The 23,901-nt window shown below is 66.7% G+C and carries 15 protein-coding genes; 5 read left to right on the top strand and 10 right to left on the bottom strand.

Features of this window, described 5'->3' with window-relative positions:
• Nucleotides 1-5: 5 nt before the first annotated feature.
• The 7 genes from QCE73_RS35705 to QCE73_RS35675 form a co-directional block, all read right to left on the bottom strand.
• The gene (locus QCE73_RS35705) at nt 6-788 is read right to left on the bottom strand and encodes a PP2C family serine/threonine-protein phosphatase (RefSeq protein ID WP_309885592.1); all 783 of its coding nucleotides are present in this window, start codon (nt 786-788) and stop codon (nt 6-8) included.
• Nucleotides 789-807: 19 nt separating this feature from the next.
• Nucleotides 808-2,181 (bottom strand): type VI secretion system-associated FHA domain protein TagH, encoded by a 1,374-nt coding sequence (tagH, locus tag QCE73_RS35700; RefSeq protein ID WP_309885591.1) that lies wholly within the window; start codon nt 2,179-2,181, stop codon nt 808-810.
• A gap of 3 nt (nt 2,182-2,184) precedes the next feature.
• A complete protein-coding gene (gene tssH / locus QCE73_RS35695; RefSeq protein WP_309885590.1) occupies nt 2,185-4,848 on the bottom strand; it encodes a type VI secretion system ATPase TssH in 2,664 nt (887 codons plus the stop codon).
• 94 nt (nt 4,849-4,942) lie between these two features.
• Entirely contained in the window at nt 4,943-6,013 is a 1,071-nt protein-coding gene (gene tssG / locus QCE73_RS35690; protein WP_309885589.1) for a type VI secretion system baseplate subunit TssG, read from the bottom strand.
• A 2-nt stretch (nt 6,014-6,015) separates the two neighbouring features.
• Nucleotides 6,016-7,899, bottom strand: coding sequence for a type VI secretion system baseplate subunit TssF (tssF, locus tag QCE73_RS35685; RefSeq protein ID WP_309885588.1), 1,884 nt, complete (start codon nt 7,897-7,899; stop codon nt 6,016-6,018).
• 27 nt (nt 7,900-7,926) lie between these two features.
• On the bottom strand, nt 7,927-8,433 hold the full coding sequence (tssE, locus tag QCE73_RS35680) for a type VI secretion system baseplate subunit TssE (RefSeq protein WP_309885587.1): 507 nt from the start codon (nt 8,431-8,433) through the stop codon (nt 7,927-7,929).
• A gap of 11 nt (nt 8,434-8,444) precedes the next feature.
• Nucleotides 8,445-9,044: a type VI secretion system tube protein Hcp gene (locus QCE73_RS35675; protein WP_309885586.1), complete on the bottom strand. Its 600-nt coding sequence runs from the start codon at nt 9,042-9,044 to the stop codon at nt 8,445-8,447.
• 150 nt (nt 9,045-9,194) lie between these two features.
• Here QCE73_RS35675 and QCE73_RS35670 point away from each other — a divergent pair, with 150 nt between their 5' ends.
• The 4 genes from QCE73_RS35670 (at nt 9,195) to QCE73_RS35655 (ending at nt 16,049) form a co-directional block, all read left to right on the top strand.
• Nucleotides 9,195-9,677 (top strand): type VI secretion system tube protein Hcp, encoded by a 483-nt coding sequence (locus tag QCE73_RS35670; RefSeq protein WP_035500121.1) that lies wholly within the window; start codon nt 9,195-9,197, stop codon nt 9,675-9,677.
• Nucleotides 9,678-9,712: 35 nt separating this feature from the next.
• Nucleotides 9,713-12,094 (top strand): type VI secretion system tip protein TssI/VgrG, encoded by a 2,382-nt coding sequence (locus QCE73_RS35665; protein ID WP_309885585.1) that lies wholly within the window; start codon nt 9,713-9,715, stop codon nt 12,092-12,094.
• Nucleotides 12,095-12,319: 225 nt separating this feature from the next.
• A complete protein-coding gene (locus tag QCE73_RS35660; RefSeq protein WP_309885684.1) occupies nt 12,320-13,027 on the top strand; it encodes an OmpW family outer membrane protein in 708 nt (235 codons plus the stop codon).
• A 193-nt stretch (nt 13,028-13,220) separates the two neighbouring features.
• Nucleotides 13,221-16,049 (top strand): DUF2235 domain-containing protein, encoded by a 2,829-nt coding sequence (locus tag QCE73_RS35655; protein WP_309885584.1) that lies wholly within the window; start codon nt 13,221-13,223, stop codon nt 16,047-16,049.
• A 13-nt stretch (nt 16,050-16,062) separates the two neighbouring features.
• On the opposite strand, the gene QCE73_RS35650 is transcribed toward QCE73_RS35655, so the two are convergent.
• The gene (locus tag QCE73_RS35650) at nt 16,063-19,407 is read right to left on the bottom strand and encodes an AAA family ATPase (RefSeq protein WP_309885583.1); all 3,345 of its coding nucleotides are present in this window, start codon (nt 19,405-19,407) and stop codon (nt 16,063-16,065) included.
• Between the two features lie 310 nt (nt 19,408-19,717).
• Nucleotides 19,718-21,688, bottom strand: a complete 1,971-nt coding sequence (locus QCE73_RS35645; protein ID WP_309885582.1) for a GMC oxidoreductase — start codon at nt 21,686-21,688, stop codon at nt 19,718-19,720.
• Nucleotides 21,689-21,835: 147 nt separating this feature from the next.
• On the opposite strand from QCE73_RS35645, the gene QCE73_RS35640 reads away from it, so the two are divergent.
• Nucleotides 21,836-22,864: a LuxR C-terminal-related transcriptional regulator gene (locus QCE73_RS35640; RefSeq protein ID WP_309885581.1), complete on the top strand. Its 1,029-nt coding sequence runs from the start codon at nt 21,836-21,838 to the stop codon at nt 22,862-22,864.
• A 34-nt stretch (nt 22,865-22,898) separates the two neighbouring features.
• Here QCE73_RS35640 and QCE73_RS35635 read toward each other — a convergent pair whose 3' ends face one another.
• Nucleotides 22,899-23,669 (bottom strand): hypothetical protein, encoded by a 771-nt coding sequence (locus QCE73_RS35635; RefSeq protein WP_309885580.1) that lies wholly within the window; start codon nt 23,667-23,669, stop codon nt 22,899-22,901.
• Nucleotides 23,670-23,901: the final 232 nt, after the last annotated feature.

Below are 23,901 nucleotides of genomic sequence, written 5' to 3'. Positions count from 1 at the left end.
CCGCATCACGCGGGCATCCGCAACACCGTGGTCTCCGATGCATCGCCCACCCACACCGCGCTCGCGGTGAAATTGTCGTGTCTGGGCCGCGCGCTGCCGCGCAGACGCGTCACCATCAGATCGAGCCATGCGGCAGGCGTCTGCGCCTGTCCGATCGCCTCGATCATCATGGATTCGTCGAGATACTCCCAGAAGCCGTCGGTGCAGAGCAGGAACGCGTCGCCATCGGCGATCGGGAACGGTTCTCCGGACGCCGCGATGGCGAGATCGTCCGCCGTGCCGAGCGCCGAGAACAGCACGTTGCGGCGCGGATAGCTGCGCACGTCGCGCGCTTCGAGCAGGTTCGCATCGATCATGCTCTGCACGAGACTGTGATCCTGCGTCTGCACGACCGTCGCGCCGCGCCGGAAGCAGTAGAGCCGCGTGTCGCCGCAATGCGCCCACGACGCGAGGCCCGCCGCTTCGTCGATGCCGAGCAGCACCGCCGTCGAACGCATCTGCGCCAGATCGCCGTCGTGCTCCTGCGCATCGATGATGGCGTCGTTCGCGCGCAGCAGCACGCGCAACAGGTTCGGCCCGGTGAGCGCGACGCCCGTCTGCGCGACGCGCGCGAGTTCGGCGAGCACGGTATCGACCGCGATGCGCGAGGCCGTATCGCCGCCGCCGTGACCGCCCGCGCCGTCCGCGACCACGCTCGCGAACAGCGCCGCGTGCCGCCATTGCCCGTAAGCGTCCTCGTTGCGCGAGCGTCCGCCCACATCGCTCACGCTTGCGGTTTGAAGTTGCATGTCGGTTCTCCGGCGCGCGTCACGGGCGGCCGCGGCGTTTCAGTTCGCTGATCTGCGTTTCGTAGGCGGCGACGAACGCCCGGCCGAACAGCATATGGAAATCTTCGGTCGCCTCGCTCGACAACTGGCCGTAAAGCTCGGTGAAGAGATCCCAGCAGCGCGCGCGGCGCTTCTTGCCGGACATGAGATCGTCGAACCGCGAACGCCCGGGCAGACGCGCCTCGATGCGTTGCGGCTCGAAGCGCTCGAACACGCCGTCGAGCGCCGCGCGCATGCCGGCGACCATGCCGACCTGATGCGCGCGCAGATCGGCGCAGGCATCGGCGAGCGCCGCGGCGGGCGGCATGAAGCCGCGCGTGGGCCCGCTGAGCAGATGCGCGAGCGCGGCGTCCACGTTCGGCGAGAACTTGAGCGGATTGTTGTCCGCTGCCGCGATGATCGTCGCTTCCGTGCGCATTTCGCGCTTGAACGCGGCGCGCGCGGCGAGCAGTTCGAGCGTGCCCTGGATCGATTCGCGCAACAACGTGCCGATGAGCTGCATCAGCGCGGGCGTGAGCGCTTCGATCCGCACGCCGGGGGCGTCGAGGCCTTGCAGCAGTGCTGCGATGAGGGCGCGCTGATCGCCCTGCACCGCAGGCGCGGGCGAAGGCGCAGGCGCGGCTGCCGGCGCTGGCGCTGGCGCGGCGCGTGCGGCCGGCGGCGTGAACGCGCTGTGCAACTCCGAGCCGGCGTCGGACAGCGTGGCGGGCGGCGCGACCGGCCGCGCCGCGCCGGTCAGACTCGCGAACGGGTCGTCGTCGTGGGCGGTGTTGGGCTGCGTAATCGGATCGATGAGCGGATCGATGAGCGGTTCCATCAGCGGATTCGACGCGCCCGGCGCGAGACCGAAAAGCTCGTCGATGGAACGCTTCGAAGCCGGATCGTCGAACTCGAAGTCGAAACGCTGATGCGGCGCGCCGGACTCGGGCGCTGCGAGCGGTTCGGCCGCGGCGGGCGCATCGAAGAGACCCGCGAACGGATCGTCCGGCGTTGTGGCGGCGCTCGCGTATGGCGTCTCGAAGGACGTCTCCGTGCGATCTTCGTCGCACACTTGCGCGCGCAACTGATAGCCGCCGATCTGCACTTCGTCGCCGTGCGCGAGCGGCACTTCCTGGCCGGGATCGAGCGGCACGCCGTTGACGAGCGCGGGATTGCTGCCGCGATCGGTCAGCCGGTACGCGCCGTCGCGCCACGCGATCTGCGCGTGCATGCGCGAGACGGTGCGCTCGGCGTCGTCGAGCACCAGCCGGTTCGTCACCGCGCGCCCGATGGTGCCGCCCTCGGCGCTGAAGCTCGCCGCGAGCGGCGTGCGCGGCGGCTGGCCGTTGTGACGGGTCACCGTGAGTGTGAGCATGGTTCAGTCGAACGCGTAGACGAAGTCGTTCCCGCTCGCCGACAGCCGGATGCGCCCGAGCGCGCCGCCTTCGGTGAGCCGCGTCAGGTACTCCGTGGAAATGCGCGGCAGCACGGTATTGGTGAGCAGCGCGTCGATCACGCGTCCGCCCGATTCGGCCTCCGTGCAGCGCGACACGATCAGCCGCACGGCGTCGTCGTCGTAGTCGAACGGAATGCCGTGATTGTCCGACACGCGCCTGCGGATGCGCTCCAGTTGCAGACGCACGATATCGGCCATCATCGCGTCGGAGAGCGGGTAGTAGGGCACCGTGACGAGCCGCCCGAGCAGCGCGGCGGGAAACACGTCGAGCAGCGGACGGCGCAGCGCGGCGGCGAGCGCGTCCGGCGCGGGCGCGTTCGCGGGGTCGCGGCACATCGACATGATCAGCTCCGAGCCGACGTTCGACGTCAGCAGGATGATCGTGTTCTTGAAGTCGATATAGCGTCCCTCGCCGTCTTCCATCCAGCCCTTGTCGAAGACCTGGAAGAAGATCTCGTGCACGTCGGGATGCGCCTTCTCCACTTCGTCGAGCAGCACGACGCTGTACGGGCGGCGGCGCACGGCCTCGGTGAGGATGCCGCCTTCGCCGTAACCCACATAGCCGGGCGGCGCGCCCTTGAGCGTCGAGACCGTGTGCGCTTCCTGGAACTCGCTCATGTTGATGGTGATGACGTTCTGCTCGCCGCCGTAGAGCGTTTCGGCGAGCGCGAGCGCGGTTTCCGTCTTGCCGACGCCCGAAGTGCCCGCGAGCAGGAAAACGCCGACCGGCTTGTCGGGATTGTCGAGCCGCGCGCGCGACGTCTGGATGCGCTTCGCGATCATCTCCAGCGCGTGGCGCTGGCCGATCACGCGGCGATCGAGCGCATCGGCGAGATTGAGCACGGCGGCCAGCTCGTTCTTGAGCATCCTGCCGACGGGAATGCCTGTCCAGTCCGCGACCACGCCCGCGACCACGCCCGCATCGACGCTCGGCAGAATCAGCGGCGCGTCGCCCTGCAATTCGACGAGCCGCGCCTTGAGTTCGGCGAGACGCGCGAGGCGTTCATCGCGCGAGGGCGGCGCTTCGCCTTCCGCCGGGGTATCCACGGCTGCGCCGCTTTCGCGCAACGCGGCCCGCAACGCCAGCAATTCGTCGACGACCTGCTTCTCGTCCTTCCAGCGCGCTTCCAGGCCAGCGAGCGTGTCGCGTTCGCGGGCGAGCGCCGCTTCGACATCCGCCGCACGCGTGCCGACATCGACGCCCACGTTCGCCTCGCGCGCGATGATCTGCGCTTCCACGTCGAGCGACTCGATGCGCCGCTGGCAATCGTCGACCTGCGGCGGCGTCGCGTGCTGGCTGACCGCGACGCGCGCGCACGCGGTATCGAGCAGCGACACGGCCTTGTCGGGCAACTGCCGCGCCGGAATGTAGCGATGCGACAGCCGCACGGCCGCCTCGATCGCCTCGTCGAGCAACTGCACGCGATGATGGCCTTCGAGCACCGCCGCCACGCCGCGCAGCATACGCACCGCTTTGGTTTCATCGGGTTCGTGGACCTGCACGACCTGGAAGCGCCGCGTGAGCGCCGGGTCCTTCTCGATGTGTTTCTTGTACTCCGCCCACGTCGTCGCGCCGATGGTGCGCAGGTCGCCGCGCGCGAGCGCCGGCTTGAGCAGATTGGCCGCGTCGCCGGTGCCCGCCGCGCCGCCCGCGCCGACGATGGCATGCACTTCGTCGATGAACAGGATCACCGGCTTCGGGCTCGCCTGCACGTCCTCGACGACCTGCCGCAGCCGCTGCTCGAATTCGCCCTTCATGCTCGCGCCCGCCTGCAACAGACCGAGATCGAGCGACCAGAGCGCGACTTCGCGCAACGGCGGCGGCACGTCGCCGCGCACGAGACGCTGCGCGAAGCCTTCGACGACGGCGGTCTTGCCCACGCCCGCCTCGCCGGTCAGAAGCGGATTGTTCTGACGCCGGCGCATGAGAATATCGACGAGCTGGCGGATTTCATCGTCGCGGCCGGTAACGGGATCGAGCGCGCCGCGACGCGCCTTGTCCGTCAGATCGGTGGCGTATTTGTGCAGGGCTTCCTGCTTGCCCATGCTCGCGGGCGCGGTCTCGCCTTCGGGCGCGCTCGCTTGCGTGCGCGGTTCATCGGCACTTTCCTCGACGGAATCGGCGACGATACGCGCGAAGTTATCCGAAAGATCTTCCGGCCTGATGCGCTCGAACTGCCGCGAGATGCCGACGAGCACGCCGCGCAAACGCGGCGTCTTCAGCATGCCGACGAGCAGATGGCCCGTGCGCACCTTGCTCGCGCCGTACAGCAGCGTGCCGTAGACCCAGCCGCGCTCGATCGCGTCGGTGATGTGCTCGGAGATATCGGAGATGGACGTCGCGCCGCGCGGCAGCCGGTCGAGCGCGCCGGTCAGCTCGCGGGCTAGCGCGGCGGCGTCCACGTCGTAGTGCGCGATGATCCGCTGCAGATCGGAGCGCGGCGTCTCCAGCATCTGCATGAGCCAGTGCGCGAGTTCCACGTAGGGATTGCCGCGCATCTTGCAGTACACCGTCGCGCTCTCCACGGTTTTGTAGCCGAGCCTGTCCAGCTTGCCGAACAGCGCCACACGACTGATCTCCGCCATCGTCCGACTCCTTTGAACGCGCGCGCGCCGACCGGAGGCGCGGCTTCATCCGATAAGACGGCGCTCGTGCGGTGTTTTTGCAAAGCGCATCGATTCAGGCGACATGCGCATCGGCGTCGAGCGCGAGATCGGCGCGATCGGTCTTGCGCGCGAGCGTGCCGAGCCACGCCGAATAGCCGATGCGGCCATAGCGCCCCGGCCGCGCGGTCGGCACCTCCTTTGCGGCGAGCACGAGTTGCGCATCCCATGCAAGCTCGCCGTTCAGATGCCGGCGAACCAGCGCGACGAGCGTCGATAGCGCCGCGCCGCCCGGCAGGAACGATTCGTACTGCGCGAGCGTGAGCGGCCCGAGCACGAGGCGGAATGCGTGCTGACGGTCCCACACGCGCGCGCCGAGCACCGCGCCGTGGCCGAGTTGCGCGAAGCCCGCCGATCGCGATGACAAGCGCGCCGCACGCGATCGCAACGCGGTGCGCTCGGCCTGCGGCAGCGTCATCCAGTGCCCGCGATACGGCTCGATGCGCACCGGCACCCGCAACAGCGCGGACGCGATGCCTTCGAGCACCTCGGCCGGACGTGTCTGCATGTTGAGGAGACCCGCGAAATGCAGCTTCGCGTGATCGGACACGGCGTCGCGCGCTCGGGTCGCCGGATCGGCATGACCGATCAGCGCGCCGGCATAGAACGCGAAACGATCCTGGGCCGGACGGTCCAGCCCGTTGACCGGACGACCCTGCGCCCACGCGCGATAGAACAGCAGCAGAAAGCGATGCAGCAGCGTATCGAGCAGCCGCGCGAAGGCCGTATCGCCATGATGCAGCGCGCGCTCGCGGGCGAAGTCGGTCAGATGCAGCGGCAGCGGTCCGTTGGGTCCGAGAAAGCCGAAGAAGCGCTGCGCGAGGCGCGGCGCATGGCCGCCGTCATCGCGTGCGAGCGCGGCGAGCGGCGCGGGCGCGAAGGCGAGCGAAACGTCTTGCGCGAGCCGCAACGGTTCGTCGGCGGGCCGCGCGCCCGCGCCGAGACGCGGCAGGTCTGGCGTGAGCGCCTCGATGTGCCGCATCAGCCGATAGAAGTCGTGACGATGCGGCTCGGCGGCAACGGCGTCGAACAACTCCAGCAGCGCGCGCGCGTGCGCGGGCGCTTCGGCGGGCGCTGGCCGCGCCACGGCTAGAAGATCGCTCGCGTGCCGCATCGCGCGGGCAGGCTCAGGATTTCGCCGCGCGCGCCGGTGCGCAGGGCGGTCTGCACGAACGAATTGATCGACACGTAGCGCGCGAAAAAGCGGTCGAGCACGCAGCCGAAGAGCCACGCGCTGCCGCCCTGAAACGCGAGATCGTCGACCGTGACGTCGATCGAGAGGCCGCGCCCGAAGGCGATCGGGCCGGGCATCGGCAGGCGGCGCACGACGGGCTTCGCATCGACCGCGACCACGCCCGCGACCTGATTGCGGCCGGTGTGATCGGCGGGCGCGACATGCAGCGCCAGGAGCGCGCGCAACGCCGCCGCCGCTTCGCGCGGACCGTTGCAGAGCGACAGATAGTGCAGCGACAACTGATCGATCAGACGCCAGGTCTGCGCGGCGTCGAGCGGCGCGGGCGCGGGGCGCGACGGTCCGCTCACGCATTTCACGGCGGCGACGGGCGCTGCGATGTCGAGCGAGAAGTCGCTGCCCGGACCGCTTGCCGCCATCATCATCGGCAGATCGCGGTTGCTGCAGAGCGTTTCGAACGACAGTTGCCGCAGCGAGCCGCGATACGGCGCGGCGCGCGGATCGACGATCGACACATACGTCTCGCTGCCGACGTAATCGGTGCGCGCGCCGCTCTTGCGCCGCGCGGCGGGCACGAGGCGCGGCTCGCGTTCGGTCGTGAAGTACGCGGCCTCGGCGGGGCGGTCGGCGAGATAGTCCGCGTAGAACGGATGGAAGGTCTGCTCGCTGTCGTCGTGCGCGCCGTAGCCGGAGACGCCCGTGACCGAATGCACTTCGAAATCGAGCGGATGCGTGCGGTCGGGCACCACATGAAAACGCGCGCTGGAATCCGTGACGAGCGCGCGATCCGCGTGTCTCGGAAAGAGATTGACGGCGGGCACGCAATCCAGCAGCACGTTCTCCTTCGTGACGATGCGTTCGAGCGTGGCGTCGCCCGCATCGAACAGCAACGTGAGTTCGATGTCGCGGGCGGCGAAGGCGGGCAGCACGTCCGCGAGCCCTTCGATGCGCGCGAAGCGCAGGCGCTGCGGCAGCGCGAAATACTCGTGCAGCAGCCGATAGCCCTGGAACGCGTTGGGCGTGACGGGCAGCAGCGCTTCGTCGTCGGCGAAGCCCGCGGGCGCGACGGCATCGCCCGGCAGCACGGCGAGCGTCGTGGCCGGACGTTCGGGCGTCGATACGACGATCGCGAGCGTGTGGCCGAGCACGAGCTCGTGCAGCCGGAACGCGATGTCGTCGCCGCCGGCGAAGTAGAGGCTCAGCGCATCGAGACGCAGCGCATCGAACGACAGACCTTCCGGCGTCGCGAGCCGGATGCGCAGCGCACCCTTCACATGCGGCGCGAGCGCGCGCGTCGCGGGCAGCGTGGCGAGCGGCAGATCGGGCGTCTGCGCGTGATAGCGCGCATCGGTCAGCTCGACGGGCCAGAGCGTGAGCGCGGCGCCGGTGCGGAACTCGCACGGCGTCGTCTGCGCGGGCGTGCGCAACGAAAACAGCGCGGTGTGACGCGGCACGGTGAAGCCATCGGCGAGATTGGGATTGGCGAGATCGGGCGCAAGCCGCGCGATCAGCATCGCGGGCGTGGGACACGCGGCCTGCGGCAGCACGACGTGCGTGAGTTGCTGCGTGAAGCGCGGAAACTCTTCTTCGAGCTTCAACTGGACGCGTGCGGCGAGAAACGCCGTGCCTTCGAGCAGCCGTTCGACGTATGGATCGGCGACGTCGATGCCGCTCATCCCGAGTCGCGCCGCGATCTTCGGAAACTGCTGCGCGAACTCCGCGCCCATCTCGCGCAGATGCGCGAGCTCGGTGTTGTAGTGACGCAGCAGGCGCGGGTCCATGAGTGTGCTTTCGTCCTTTGCGCGCGATCAGCGCGGCAGTTCCATCACCGTGATGCCGCCTTCTTCGAGATCGATCTGCGTGCGCAGCGCGAATTCGAGCGGTACCGGCTGCGCCCACAGGAGACCGCGAATCACGAGCGCGATCTGGTTGTGCATGTCGAGCACGGAGCGGTCGAGGACGGGTTCGATCTCCAGCGTCGATGGATCGATGCGCGGCTCGAAACGCTCGATCGCGGTGCGGATCGCCTGTTCGAGCACGACGGGATCGACCGTCGATGCGAAGCGCCCCGACAGGCAGGGCAAACCGTAGTTGAGCACCGAAGCGAACGCGTGCGCGAACTGGTCTTCGTCGATCTCGCTGCCGAGATTGGTCGTGTTGAAGAGCCACGAGACATCGCGCAGCACCGCCGCGCGCAGGCCGCGATGCGAGAGAAAGCGCTCGCCGGCGGGATCGGTGCGCGATGTGGGATCGTCGTCGATCAGCCGATCGAGCAGCGTGGGCTGGAGGCGGTCGGCGGCGCTGGGTGCGTTCATCGACATGATGCTCAGCCGGTGCGTCGCGTGGACACGTCGAGTGCGAAGGTCACGTCCGCGCCGCGCGCGCCGGTTTCCGTCTGCGGCGCGCAGGTCATCGTGAGCTGCTGCGCCGACAGTTCGAAGATCTCGCACAGGCGGCCGAAACGCGGGCTCGTGAAAATCTGATAGTTGCGCAGATACGCCTGTTCGAGCTTCATCGACAGGAACTCGATCTGCACGCCGTGATCGGTGCCTGCCGACTTGAAGCAGCGGATGTGCGCGAGCGCGAGCAATTCGGCCTGCGCGCACAGTTTGGCGATGACGGGCGAGGCCGAATCCACCGTGCGGATCAGGCCGAGCGAACTCACGCGCATGTCGCTCGCGTTGAGCGCGGCGGTGTGCTGTACCGCGTCGTAGCCTTGCGCCCAGCGCCAGCCGTGGATCTGCATCGGCGTGTCCCAGTCGCCGCGCTTGCTCGCTTCGCCCTTCACGGGCGTGTTGCTGCGCTTGGGCACGACCTGCAAAAGCATGTCGTTGGATTCCGGCAGCGCGAGCTGGTCGAACTGGCGGAGGGCATCGAGCGAGAGGCAGTCGTGCGGGCGCGGCTCGCGCGTGTCGGAGCTTGGCATCGTCCTGGTCCGGGAAACGGTCATCGAACATAAGACGGCGGCTGCGGCGCGATTTTGAAGCCGATCGATATTGAAAATATTCCGCCGATGTTCGTCCTACCTGCAAGCGCGAATTCGCGCGACGCAAACCGGACCACTACGGAGGACCACATGGCAACGATCGACTGCTATCTGAAGATTGACGGAATCGAAGGTGAATCGAAGCACAAGGGCGCGGAGAATCAGATCGAAGTGCAGTCCTTCGACTGGGACGTGACCAACGCCGGCAGTCCGGCGGTCGGCGGCGGCAGCGGTCAGGGCAAGGCGAAGCCCGGCATGTTCACGTTCTCGCACTTCTACGACAAGGCCTCGCCCACGCTCGCGAAGAGCTGCGTGAGCGGCAAGCACCTCGCGAACGCGAAGCTCACCGTGAGCAAGTCGGGCGAAGGGCAGAAGGAATTCCTCACCGTCACGATGAAACAGGTGACCGTGACGCACGTCGGCATGGGCGGCGGCATGGGCGGCGAGTTGCACGAGAACGTGAGCCTGCTCTATGCGGATATCGAGTTCGAATACAAGCCGCAGGATGACAAGGGCGCGCTGGGCGGCGCCGTCAAGTTCGGCTACGACGCCTTGACGACCGAAGTGCGCTGACCTTCGCAACCGACTCTCACGACGCGGGTGCGCCGATGTCCACCACCGATGTCGCCACGGCGCAGCCGCTCGCAAGCGTCGAGACGCCGCTCGCCGACGACCTGCGCTTCCTCTCGCTGCGCGCGAGCGCCGAGCTCGGGCGCATGCCGCGCTGTGAACTCACGCTCGTGTCGAAGCGCGCGGATATCGACTTCAGCAAGATACTCGGCAAGCACGTGAAGGTCTCGCTGCGCGTGGACGGCGCGAAGCCGCGTGTGTTCGGCGGCTACGTGGTGAGCTTCCGGCAGACCGGCATGCGCGGACGTCTGTACGCCTATGAAGCGGCGGTGCGTCCGTGGCTGTGGCTGCTCACGCGACGCAGCACCTGCCGCATCTTTCAGAACAAGACGGTCGAGGAGATCGTGAAGGCGGTTTTCGCCGATCCGGTCTACAAGCAGCTCGAACTGGGCGAGATCAAATGGAAGGCCAACTCCCGCGCGCATCGGCCGCGTGAGTACTGCGTGCAGTATCGCGAGTCGGACTTCAATTTCGTGAGCCGGCTGCTCGAAGACGAAGGCATCTACTACTGGTTTCAGGACAAGGACGGCAAGGAATCGCTGATTCTCACCGACACGCTCGCCGCGCACGAAAGCGTCGCGGGCTGCGAATCGCTGCCGTACGGCGCGGTGATGAGCGCCGCGCCCGGCATGGAATACGTGAGCGAGTGGCGCGTGAATCACATGATCGAGACGCGCAACTGGGTGCTCACCGATTACGACTTCAAGCATCCGTCGCGGCCCTTGCAAAAGCAGGCCGTCAAGCAGATGCCGGGCTTCGACGCGTTTTCCGGGCTCGAACACTTCGACTATCCCGGCGGCTATGTCGAGGCCGATCATGGCGAGAGCCGGGCGAAGTCTCGTGCGGACGAAGGGCTCATCGAGGCCAGCGTGACCGACGATCCGGCGATCAACTGGCATCAGGTCGATGCGCGCAGCAACGGCAGGAGCGTGCGCGCCGGCACGCTGCTGAAACTCACGCGCCATCCGCGCGCCGATCAGAACGCGCAGTATCTCGTCACGCGCACGCACTACGAGATCGATCTCGCCGACTACGAAGCCTTCGACGGCGCGCAGTCGAACCGCTGCGAGTGCTGGTTCTCCGCGATCGACGCCAAGCAACACTTCACGCCCGCGCGTGCGACGCGCAGGCCCTTCGTGCAGGGGCCGCAGACGGCGGTGGTCGTCGGGCCCGGCGGCGACGAGATTCATACGGATCAGTACGGGCGCGTGAAGGTGCAGTTCTTCTGGGACCGTCAGGGCAAGCGCGACGAGAACAGTTCCTGCTGGATTCGCGTGTCGCAGCCGTGGGCGGGGAAGGGCTTCGGCGCGGTGGCGATACCGCGCATGGGGCAGGAAGTGATCGTCGATTTTCTGGAGGGCGATCCGGACCGGCCGATCATCACGGGCCGCGTCTACAACGCCGAGCAGATGCCGCCGTACGATTTGCCCGGCAACATGACGCAGACGGGCATCAAGAGCCGTTCGAGCAAGGGCGGCAGCGCCGCGAACTGCAACGAGTTGCGTTTCGAGGACAAGAAGGGCGCCGAGCAGGTGCTGCTGCATGCCGAGCGCAATCAGGATATCGAAGTCGAGAAGGATGAGACGCATTGGGTCGGGCACGACCGCAAGAAGAACATCGACCACGACGAGACGACCGTCGTAAAGCACGATCGCACGGAGACGGTCGGGAACAACGAGAAGATCGACGTGACGATGAACCGCACGGAGACGGTGGGCGTCAACGAGAGCATCACGATCGGCTCGAATCGGACCAAGACCGTGAAGGCGAGCGAGACCGCGACGGTGTTCCTGCAGCGCACGCATAGCGTGGGCATCAACGAGACGATCACCGTCGGGGCGGCGCAGGAGGTGACGATCGGCGCGTTTCAGGCGGTGACCGTTGGGGCTTATCAGGCGGTGACGGTGGGGGCTTATCACACTGAGACCGTCGGGGCGAGTCAGACGGTGAGTGTCGGGTCGAGTCAGAGCGTGACGGTGGGTTCGGATCAGACGGTGAATGTCGGCGGAACGCAGGCGACAAGCGTGGGTGGGGATCAGTCGTTGAGTGTGAGCGGCGGGCAGACGGTGTCGGTCGCGAAGGATGCGAGCGAGTCGATCGATGGCGCGCAGGCGAGCAAGGTGGGGAAGGGGCGCACCACGGAGGTGGGCGAGGACGATGCGCTCAAGGTCGGGAAGAATCTCGTCATCGAGGCGGAAGAGTCGGTGGTGATCAAGACCGGGGATGCGAGTTTCAGCATGAAGAAGGATGGGACGATTCAGATCAAGGGGAAGGATATTACGGTGATTGGGAGCGGGAAGATCAGTGTGAAGGCGGATGGGGATATCACGATGAAAGGGTCGAAGATTTTGCAGAATTGAAGGCTGGAACATCCGCGTCCCCAAAACCAGGTCCGCAGCCACCGATCATTTACAAAATCGCGCACCCTTATTTCCCGAACACCCAACCCCGACCCCCGCTACCACGCCCCGCCCCACTAATCAATCGATAGTCATCCCAATCGTATCCGACCCACCCTCGCGTACGATCAATATTCCTGACCAAATGTGATGCAGGGAGACAGTCCGGTGAAAGCATCTCGTTTGATGGTCCTATGCGCCGCGCTTGCCTCGTCTCCCATGACCAGTCATGCGCAGTCCCTGCAAAATCTCTACGTCACCGCCGGCTGGTTTCATCTCGCGCCGCAGGACAGCAGCGGCCCGTTCACGGTGACCTCGGTCAACGGCCGGCCCGTCAACATCGTCCAACCCAACACAGGCGCAGGCGCGTCGAGCGCCGACACGTTCGGCGGCACGATCGGTTACTTCGTGACCAGTCACATCGCGGCGGAGCTCGAAATCGGCATCCCGCCGAAATTCGATATCACCGGCACCGGATCGCTCGAAAGCTTCGGCAAGCTCGGCACCGTCAAGCAATGGAGCCCCGCGCTGATCTTCAAGTACGTTTTCTTCGAGCCGCAAGCGAAATTCAGGCCGTATATCGGCGTGGGCGTCACGCGCACCTCCTTCAGCGACGCGGAAATCACCAACACCGCGTTCGAAATGCGTGCGCTCGGCGGCACGACGACCGCCGACGCGGACTCGACCTGGGCGCCCATCTTCAACATCGGCTTCACCTACGCCGTCAACGAGCACTGGTTCGGCGTGATGTCGCTGTCCTACATTCCGCTGCATACGACCGGTCACTTCACGACCACGAGTCAAACGCCTCTCGGGCCCGTCACCCGGCGCTCCGAGGCCAAGCTCACGCTCGATCCCATCGTTTTCTCGCTGCGCGTCGGCTATCGGTTCTGACGCGAAAAGGCAGCCCCGCTTTTCAATCCGGGCACGCTCGCTTCGTCTTGTCGCCATGATCCGCCCGAAATAGCACGGACGGATGGCGTAGCATTCCTAACGTCTGTCGGGAGGACATGCTGCGTCTGTCACATAGTGAATCGGCGCGAGACACCGTGACACGTGTGCCTGCCCAATCGACGGGAGCTCGGCGATGACCAGTATCGTGGTACTTTCTGACGGCACCGGAAACAGCTCCGCCAAAGCGCAGAAGACCAACGTGTGGCGCATGTTCCAGGCGCTCGATCAATCGGCGAGCGATCAGATCGCGTTCTACGACGACGGCGTCGGCACATCGGCCAACAAGTATCTCGCGCTCGTCGGCGGTGCGTTCGGCTGGGGCCTCAAGCGCAACGTCATCGATCTCTACAAGTTCGTCTGCCGCAACTATCGGCCGGGCGACGACATCAGCGGTTTCGGCTTCAGCCGCGGCGCCTTCACGATCCGCGTGCTCGTCGGCCTGATCGACTCCGAAGGTCTGCTCGAAGCGGCCTCCGAGGAAGATCTCGATCGCGATGCCCGCAGGGCTTATCGTCACTACCGCTCCGCGCGCTTTCCGTCGAAGAGTCCGCTGGTCTGGGGACTGCGCGCATTGCGCGACGGTTTGCTGTGGGCATCGGACCGGGTGCGGCGGCGGCCGCTCTATGCAGAGGTCAATAAGCGGAAAGAGATACCGATTCGTTTCCTCGGTCTGTGGGACACGGTCTCCGCATACGGCGTGCCGATCCTGCCGCTCAAGCGCGCGATCGACGCAACCATCTGGCCGATGATGTTCGGCGATCTCAAGCTGTCGCCGCATGTGAAACGCGCGTGCCACGCGCTGTCGCTCGACGACGAGCGCTCGACCTTCCATCCGCTGCCGTGGGATGAAACCGGCGAACCGCAGACCGGCGACGCGCACGGCGGCATCGAGCCGGGACGCATCACGCAGGTCTGGTTTCCCGGCGTGCACTGCAACGTCGGCGGAGGCTATCCCGAAGATCAGCTTTCGCTCGTCTCGCTGCACTGGATCCTGAACGAGGCGATCGCCGTGGGGATTCGCGTGCTGCCTTCGGCGCTCTCCGATATCGTCGCGACACAGTCGCCCTTCGCGCGCGTCTACGATTCGCGCAAGGGGCTCGCGGGCGGCTATCCCTATCTGCCGAGGCTGGCGTTGCCCTGCGTGACGAAGGATGGAAAGCCGTTCTGGCCGATCGTGCACTGGAGCGTGCCGGTGCGCGTCGCATTCGGCACCGACCGCTATGCGCCCGTCGCGCTGCGCGAGAGCTTTCAGGTGCTCAAGCCCGATGGCACGCTCGAAGCGGTTCCCGCGAATCCGGGCATCGCCGCGCCGCCGTTGCTGCGTCCGGCGCAGGCCGCGACGCCGCCCGCAGGCGAAGCCGCCGCCAGGCTGAAGGAGAACGAAACGACGCTCCGTCAGGCTCTCGACTTGCTCAGTAAGCGTGACACAGCGGCGATGGGCCTCGCCTGGGACACGGTGTTCTGGCGCCGCGCCGCGTATCTCGCGACGCTCATCATATCGGCGCTGCTGATCCTCTTCCCTTGGTTCACGATCGGCATCGAATGGCTGGAGAAGTGGCACGGCGGCGCGCTGAGCGCTTCGAAGCCCGCGCAACTCGAAGACGACATGTTCAACACGGCGCTGACCTTCATCAAGGGCATGCTTCCGTCGTGGAGTTCTCCGTGGACGAGCGCATTCGGCGCGCATTCGAGCGTCTTCGTGCTGACGCTACTCGTGTGGCTGTGCTCGCTCCAGTTCGGCAGCGTGCTGAGAAAGCGCGTGCATGACCGCGCCTATCTCGCCTGGCACCCGGACCTTTGCCTCACCTATCTCGAATGGCGCCGGCTGTCCGAGGCAGGCAGCCGCAACATGACGCTGGCGGGCGCGGCGTTGTTCGCACTGCTCGCGGCCTTCGCGTGGGGCACGCTGAAGAACCAGCGCACCAGTTGGGAACTGACGGGGGCCGCCGTCGCGCTATGCGGCCTCGCGTTGTGGCGACAAGTGCGCGTGAGGCGGCTCGACCGGAACCATAGGGCCGTGAACCAGCGCGATGCCACGCCAGCGGCGATAGCGCAGGCCATGAAAGGCGGATTCGCGCTGAGTCTCGCGCGCAGGCTGCGTGACAACGGCGCATTCGGGTATGTCTGCAAGAAGATCGAATGCGTGATTCTGCCGGGCGTGTGCCTCGCGATTGTCGGGCTGCTCGGCATCGCCGTGGCGAACCGCGCGCTCTTCGACGGGCTGAGCGCGGTCGGCAAGGTTTGCGCAATCCAGAAGACCGTCGATTCGGCACCCGATCCAGCGAAGCCGGCCGGCGTCGCGTTCCACACGAAGGATCTGTGCTGGGATTCGGGCGTGACGCTTGCGAAGGACGCGCGCTACGAAATCAGGCTCGTGACCGACGGCGACTGGCTCGACCGGACCGAGCGCGCGGACGTGGGCGGTTTTCCGACCGACACGGTCGCTCACTTCGCCGCGGCCGGCCTCAAGCGCTGGTGGTTCGAAGACTGGTTCAAGCCGATCGCGCGGATCGGCGAAGGAGGGCACGACGAATATGTGCTCGAACCCGAAGCGCCGTTCGCATCGTATCGATATGCGAACAATCATCGCGCGAGCGGCGTGATTGCCGCGGGCTCGAAGCCGCCGCTGTGCGATGTCGGCGGCGGACATCTCGAACCGCTCGGCGCGCAGCAGGCCGCGTGCGTCGTGGGCGGCGATCCGACGCCCGCAGGCCGCAAGGTGCTCGTGTCGCAGATCACCGCGAAGACGGGCGGGCGGCTCTTTCTGTATGTCAACGACGCAGTCGCCCCGATAGTCTTCGACAAGGGCCGTTTCTACCCCAACAACCTCGGCTGCGCACAGGTGATCGTCTCGCAGGTGATGGACGACCGCGTCCGTAAGCTCGTCGGGCAGAGCCTGCCGTGCACGGCGGCGTTGCCGGCCGCGAACGCCATCGTGCAGAACACGCCGGTGTCGCGATAACGCGCGACGGCGTCTAGTCCGGCGTCGCGCATGTCGACAGCAACTGCCGCGCTTCTGTCACGAGCGCGCAGTCCTGCTCTTCGGCGAAGCTGGCGACGAGCGCTTCGAGACACTCGCTCGCTTCGTTGCCGCGCCCTTCGATGCGCAGCACGCCCGCAATCTCGATGCTGGCACGCAGTTCGAGCAGCCGCAGGTTCTGCGCGCGTGCGTCGGCCGCCGCCGCGCGCAGCAGCGTGAGCGCGAGACCCGGGTCGGCGCGCGGATCGGCTTTCTCGACGACACCCGCCGCGTAAGAGAGATCGACGAGGCCGGTGCGCTGGCCCGTGCGCAGGCAATCGGCGCGCGCGGCGGCGATGCACTGCCGCGCGTCGTCGTGGCGTCCGAGGTGCGTGAGCGCCTGCGCGCGCCACGCGTGCACATAGGCGAGGTCGTTGCGCCCGCCGTTGCCCGCGAGATGCTCGACCGCTTCCTCCAGCCGTGCGAGCGCGTTCGCGTGCTGTCCTTCGCGTGCCGATGCGACGCCCTCATATACCATCGCCCAGCCTTTCCAGAAAGGCAGACGCTGCGTATCGCACAGGTCGATGCAGCGGCGGCACAGCTCGCGCGCCGCGCCGATATCGCCGATCTCGACGAACGGCCGCGCGCCGACGGCCAGCGCCTGCGACAGCACGAACGGCTGCGCGAGCGCGTCGGCGTGATCGATCGCCATGCGCGCGAGCCAGCGGGCGCGTCCGAAGCGTCCCGCCGACAGCTCGCAATAGCCGAGCCAGCAGCACGCGGTCACCTTCGCGTCGTTGAAGCGCCCGTAGCCGGTGGAATGCGCGAGGTCGTAAGTATCGATCACATATTGCAAGAGCGTCGCGCAGCGCTCGAACTGGGCTTGTTGATAGAGAATCGGCCCGACCGCTGCATAGGCCACGATCTTGCTGTCGGTATCCTGCGTGCCGGACGCAAGCTCGATCAGCCGTTCCGAGGTCGCGACGCACTTGGGCGAATCCGCGGCGGCATAGGCGAAATTGTTGATGCCGACGAGCGCCAGCACGCGCAGCCGTTCCCGCGTCACGCCGTCGAGCAGCGCTTCGGCGCGGGTCCAAAGCGCGGCGCATTCCTCGCACGCGTAACCCTTGAGCGCCCAATGGCACGCCGCGCCCATCACCAGCAGCGCGACCTCGCAGTCGGCGCGCCGGGCCGGATTCGAATGCGCGACGAGCGCGAGCCCCGAATCGACATGCGCGAGCGCCTCGCGATGACGATACCGCGCCATCGCGACCCGCGTGGCCGCGATCCATTGGGCGAGCGCTTCGTCGGTCAGGCCCGCGCGCGTCAGGTGCAGCGCGAGCAGTTCGGGACTCACCTTGACGCGATCGGTGAACACGTCCGCGAGCGCCTTCGCAATGCGCGCATGGATGCGCACGCGCTGGCTCTTCAACAAGCTGTCGTAGGCGACATCGCCGACGAGCGCGTGCTTGAAGCGGTAGATCGCATCGTCGCCGCCGCCGCGCCGGAAGACCAGCCCGCTCGCTTCGAGCGACGCGAGCGCCTCGGCGAGCCGTGCATCGTCGACGGGCGCGATCGCGGCCAGAAGCGCGTGATCGAACTCGCGTCCGATGCACGCGCCGATCTGCGCGATGGTCTTGACCGGCGCGAGGTGATCGAGCCGCGCCATCAGCGAGTCGTGCAGCGTGAACGGAATCGCGAGCGGCGCGGCGGGCCCGTTCGTTTCCCAGTGATCGCCGGCGTCGCGCAGCAGCCCGGCTTCGAGCACGGTTTGCGTCAGTTCCTCGACGAAGAGCGGCACGCCGTCGGCGCGTTCGAGAATCTGTTCCAGGACGTCGGGCGGAAGCGGCTTGACGGCGGTCAGCTCCGCCGCGATCTGCGCACCCTGGCGCTTCGCGAGACGGTTCAGATGCAGGAGCGTCACATTGCCGTGCGCGGTCCACGCGGGCGTGAACTCGGGGCGGCAGGTGATCAGCATCAGGATCGGCCAGTGGCGGATTCGTTCGATGAAGCGCGCGATGGTTTCGAGCGTGTCGGCGTCGGCCCACTGCGCATCCTCGAAAATGATCAGGAGCGGCTGACCGCTCGACAGCCGGATAGGCTGCTCGACGAGCGCTTCGATGGTCACTTCGCGCAGACGCTGCGGGGAATCCATGCGCGGCGGATAGCGGTCGGTCGGCAGCGAGAGCAGCGCGGCGAACAGCGGCGCGACCTCGGCGCGCTCGCCGGGTTCGAGCCGCAGCGCCGCTTCCAGCTTGTCGAGGCGCGTATCGGGCGAGTCCTGGCGCTGGAAGCCGCTCGTTTCCGACAGATGCCCGATGATCGGATGAAACGACGAGCTGGTCTGAAACGGCGAGCACTGGTAGAGCAGGGTCAGATGCTGCTCGCCGCTCAGCCGTTCGCGCAGCACATGGGCGATGCGGCTCTTGCCGATGCCAGGCTCTCCCATGAGCAGCACGGCCTGGCCTTCGCCGTCGCGCGCGGTGCGCCAGCGCGAGACGAGCAGATTGACTTCGTGCTCCCGGCCGACGAACGGCGTCGCGCGATTCGGGCGGAACGCGCTGTAGCGGCTTTCGCGGTGCGCGAGGCTCGCGACGCGCGACAGGTTGACGGGCACGCTGATGCCCTTGAGTTCGTGCTCGCCGAGTTCTTCGAGTTCGAACGTGCTGCCGAGCAGGCGGCGCGTGCTGGGGGCGATCACGATTTCGTCGGGGCCGGCGTGGGCGCACAGGCGCGCGGCGAGGTTCGGCGTCGCGCCGACGGCGGTATCGAAAGGCGAGGATTCGTGGCCTTCCAGCTCGCCGACGACGACCGCACCCGTCGCCACGCCGATATGCACGCGCAGCGGCGCGCTGGCCGAAAGCCGCCCGACTTCGGCGACGATTTCGAGCGCGGCGCGCACCGCGCGCTCGGCGGCATCTTCGCGCGCCTGCGGGAATCCGAAATAAACGAGAACGCCGTCGCCGAGATATTGCGCGACGTGTCCCTCGTAGCGCGTGACGACCCGTGCGCAGGTCTCCTGATAGATCCGCATCACTTCGTGCAGTTCTTCGGCGTCCAGACGCTGCGCGAGTTCGGTCGAGCCGGCGAGATCGCAGAAAAGCACCGTGAGCTGACGCCGCTCGCCCGGCGCGCGATGACCACGGGAGGGCAACGGCGCCTGCCGCGCGGCTTCGCGCTGGGGTTGAGGGTGCGACAAGGCATCGAGCAGACGCCGGCGATGACCGAGCAGCATGCCCAGTTCGGCGAGATCGCGATCGGTCAGGAGCGGCAGCGATTCCAGGTCCACGCCATTGGCCTCGAAGACCGTCGCGTAACGTTCGAGGCCAAGTTCGCCAAGCCATGTCGAAAGCGGATCCATCGAGCGACTCCTCTGTGCCGACGTGCGCGCGCAACATCGGCACGCTGCGACTCGCGCGTGAACCGGCGACGGGTCGAATCGGCAGGACTACGTGAGGCCAGCGTTCCTCTGGCCTATTAGATTATCGTGGATATGGGCGCATTTAATTAGCCCTAAGTGGGCTGTATCGAAATGATTTGCGCAGGCGCGACAGACGACGATGAAGCGGACGCTACAAATGCGCCGATTGACGGTCCGACGACGCACCCTTCACGCGCGCGGCGAACGATCGGTCACGTCAGGGAGACGACGCGTGGGGCGTGTGCCGCGATCATCCGCGCCGCGCGTCTTCGAGGATCGCGTCGCTGGCTTTCTCGCTGATCATGTACACGGGCGTGACGATGAAGAATCCCGGAATGCGCGGAAACACGGACGCGTCCACCACTCTCAGGCCGGTCGTGCCGAACACGCGAAAGCGCGAATCGACGACCGCGGCCGGGTTGCCCGGCGCGCCCATTTTGTTCGTGCATGACGCATGATGGCCCCAGGTCTCGTTCATTACGAAGTCCCTGACATCGCTCTGCGACTGCACCGCGTCGCCCGGTTTCATTTCGCGGCGCACGACCGCGCGCGAGCGATGCATCACGCGGCGCGCGAACTCCACGCCTCTCACCACCGCATCGAGATCGGCTGCGCCGCCTGCGCCGTCGTCGAAGTATCGGAAGTTGATGTCCGGCGTGTCGCGCGGATTCGCCGATCGCAACTTCACGCTGCCGGTCGCGTTGGACGTGTGCGCCTTCAGAATCGCCCACGTGAAATAGTTCTTCTGGATCGCGAGGTCTTTCGAGTAGCCGGGGAAGTAGCCCGTGAAATAGCCCGGCAGGCCGAAAATGAAAAGGTCGGGGTCCGGCAGATCCGGACTGGAGCGCTTGATGATGCCGAGCACGACGCCGTTGGTCGCATAGATGCCCTGACGGTCGCGCTGCCATTCCTGATACGCGCGGTCGCCGGCGCCGGCGGAAAACGTCGCCGGCTTGAGCACACGGAGCGGACCCTGTAGTTCGTTGATGACGCCGACCTCGTACCGGTCCTGAAGGTTCTCGCCCACGCCCGCGAGTTCGACGCGCACATCGATGCCGAAGCGGCGCAGTTCATCGCCCGGACCGATGCCGGACAGTTTCAGAAGCTGCGGACTATTGAATGCACCGCCCGCGAGAACGACCTCGCGCCGGGCCCGCGCGAGCTTCGTTTGTTGCGCGCCGCCGTTGGTCGCGCCAGGGTCGGCGGCATACAGATGAGCGCCATGCAGATATTCGACCCCGGTCGCACGGTTCGACGCATCGAGGACGACGCGCGTCGCGAGGGCATCGGTCAGGATCGTGAGATTGCCGGGGCACTTCGACTGCGCATCCTGCAGACGCTCGCGCACGCCGTTGCGCTGGCCATCCCGGATCGCGACCGGCACCAGAAACAGTCCTTCGGGATTCTGCTGGCTGAAGCCCGCGTCGTTGGGATCGAAGCGGCGCAGCGCGACGCCGAGCGGATCGCCCACGCGCTCCCCCAGCGTTTCCTTCAACGCCGACAGCGCGATGCGTCTCAGTTGTCCGTCGCCGAGCGCGTCAGGCAGCGGAATCTGCTGATCGATTCTGCTGGTCGTGAGCCAGCCATCGAATCCATGTCCGTGCGCGTTGCCGCCCTCGACCGGCCGATGAACGTAGGTGCAGCGTTCGAGCCGCTGAAAGTAGCCGCGCATTTGTGGCGCGCGGAATGACGGATCGCCGGTGATATCGGCGATGTGGTTCCAGTCGCTATCGTGCGGCAGGATCGTGATCATCGCGTTGTGCGCCGTGCAGCCGCCGAGCGTGCCGGCCCGCGGATACCAGATGCCGCCTTGATCCGTCACATACTTCGGATCGCGACGCGCGCGCGATGCCGACGAATAGTGGCTCACGAAAAAGTCCCAGCGATAGTCGCGGTCTTCCGTCGAGAGCGGATGGAAAGCGGGGACGCGATAGTTGTCGTTCTCCTTGTCGCTGCCCGCTTCGAGAACGAGCACACGGTAACCCGCCTCGGCGAGATTGGCGGCGAGCGGTCCGCCGCCCGCGCCCGAGCCGACGACGACATAGTCGAACTCGTCGCCGCTCTCGACCGTCGTCCTTGCGCAGACGTTGCTCGTGCTCGTGCTTGCGTTCGCATTCGCGGCGGCCTCGTCGCTCTTGCCCGGCTCGGCGTTCATGCAGCCCGCGAGCGACATCGTCGCGGCGGAAGACATCTTCAGGAACGAACGGCGTCGTTGGTCCATGACATCTCTCCAGTTGTGCCTTAGAAAGCCGGCCGCTTTCGCTAGGGAAGACGAAGCAGCTCTTACAATTTGGAAGCGCTCTCGTGCTGTCGTGACGAACGTCGAAACATCGGGCATGGCTGCGCGAGTCGGTATAGCATGGATCGCATGTACCTACTGCTTATCGGACCGGCGGGACTGTTTCGCGACGGCGTTGCGGCGCTCCTGCGCGCGTTCGTGCCGGATGCCGACGTGCAGGGATGCGAGCGTCTCGGCGCCGAATGGCCGGGCGGTCGCAAGCCCGATTGCATCGTGATGGACGGCGACCTCATGAGCGAGTCGGGCGAGGCGCTCGATGTCGTGCGCGGCCATGCACGCACCACGCCCGTGATCGTGCTGCTCGCCCGGGCGAAGCGTGAACTTGTCGATGAACTGATCGCGGCGGGCGTCGCGGGATGCGTCGAGAAATCCGCGTCGGCGGAGCTGCTTACCGGTGCGCTGAGTCTCGTGCTCGCGGGCGGCGTGTCGCTGCCGCGTTCGCTTCTCGCGGCGGGGCGCGACGCGCCGCCCACGTCATCGGAAAGGACCGCGCCGCGCGCGGCGGCCGAGCCCGGTCCGGACCTGCATCTGACGCCGCGCCAGATCGAAGTGCTCGCGCTTCTCGCGCGCGGGCGCTCCAACAAGATGATCGCGCGCGAACTCGATTGCGCCGAAGCTACCGTCAAGACGCATCTGACGACGATCTTCAAGGCGCTGAACGTATCGAGTCGCGGCGAAGCGAGCGCGGTCGCGGCGCGCATGGAAAAGATCCGCGATACGCAGGTCAATCATGCGGTCAACGGCCTCTTGCCGGTCGCGCGGCTGCTCGGAAGGATGGAGAGCCAGCGGTTTCGCGCCGGCGAAGTGCTGTTTCGCAAAGGCGACCCGAGCGGCCAGATGTTCTATGTCGAGACGGGCGTCGTGCGGCTCTCGGAGCTCGGCATCGAACTGGGCGCGGGCACCGTGCTCGGCGAGATCGGGCTCTTCTCGCCGGAGCGCCGTCGCACGTCCACGGTGATCTGCAAGACCGACTGCGAAATGCGCACCGTTTCGGCCGCCGACGCGATTCGGCTCTACTATCAGGAGCCCGAATTCGCGCTCTATCTCGTGCAGCTCATCGCGGGCCGCCTGCAAGCCGACAAGGAACGCGGCGCATAGGCGTTTCGTGACCCGAAGCATCGCCGCGCTTCGTTCATTCGTGCGCTTCGAGTGCGAGCAGATTCAGCACGATCAGGATTGCGTCGCGATTTTCCGGCGTGATCTCGATGCCGAGCGTCTGCACCATCCATCGGCCGATTTTCGTCGCGGCGAAGCACGCTGGCGTCGCGTCCTTCTTCATCGTCACGCCGAGCTTGCGCGCGCGATAGTGATACGAAGGCACGTCGTATTGCTCGGCGACGCCCTTGAGGCCGCCCTTGCGTTCGCTGCTCGCGCCGAGGCTGCCCGCGAGGATCAGCCGATCCGGCGGGTCGCACATCGCGATGAACACCCGTGCGAATGCCCGCACACGCGCCTCGTTCAGCCCGAAGTCGGCGAGCGTGGCTTCGACTGGATCGTCGGGTGCATGTGCGCGGGAGTCGACTTCGTCCTGCACGCCATCGACTTCCAGCGACAGATTGCGCTGCAGGCTCGCGCTGCGCAGGCAATCGATCAGAAAGCGGCGAAAGTACGCGCACAGCGCATACGCGGTGGACGGCGCGCTCTCCGCCGACGCGTGCGACGGGCGCTGCTCCGAGTCGAGCCGCAACACGCGCGAGAAGAAGAACTGCGAGATCAGTTCTTCCTTGTCCTCGTGCAGGCCGCGCAGTTCGGGCGGGTAGTAGGACCGGAGCGTCGACAGCACCAGCCGGTAGATATGCCCGATCTCGATGTCCGAGAGGCTCGCGCGGCGATGCCAGAGGTCGGCGAGCGAATAACTCTCCCGCGCGAAGGCGCCGGCGTCCTGATGGGTCAGTGCGTCCATGACGGCACCGCATCGTGTGGAACCGGGGCGCGGCGCGCCGTGTGCATCGCCGTGAAGTCGAGTTTCTTGAACATGGCCCCTCCTGGGGAGACCGGTTCGCTGCCAGGCGAGTGGCCCGAGGCGCTTCGGCTTTGCAGCCGTGCCTGCGAGTCGGCGCTTACAAACTTAGTGGCAGGAGGGGGGACGCGAAATCAACCGGACGACCTACATCGAAAGTCGTAGAGGGGGCAAT

The organism is Caballeronia sp. LZ029, from assembly GCF_031451275.1.
Classification (GTDB): domain Bacteria; phylum Pseudomonadota; class Gammaproteobacteria; order Burkholderiales; family Burkholderiaceae; genus Caballeronia; species Caballeronia jiangsuensis.
This window is presented reverse-complemented; position numbering and strand designations above follow the sequence as displayed.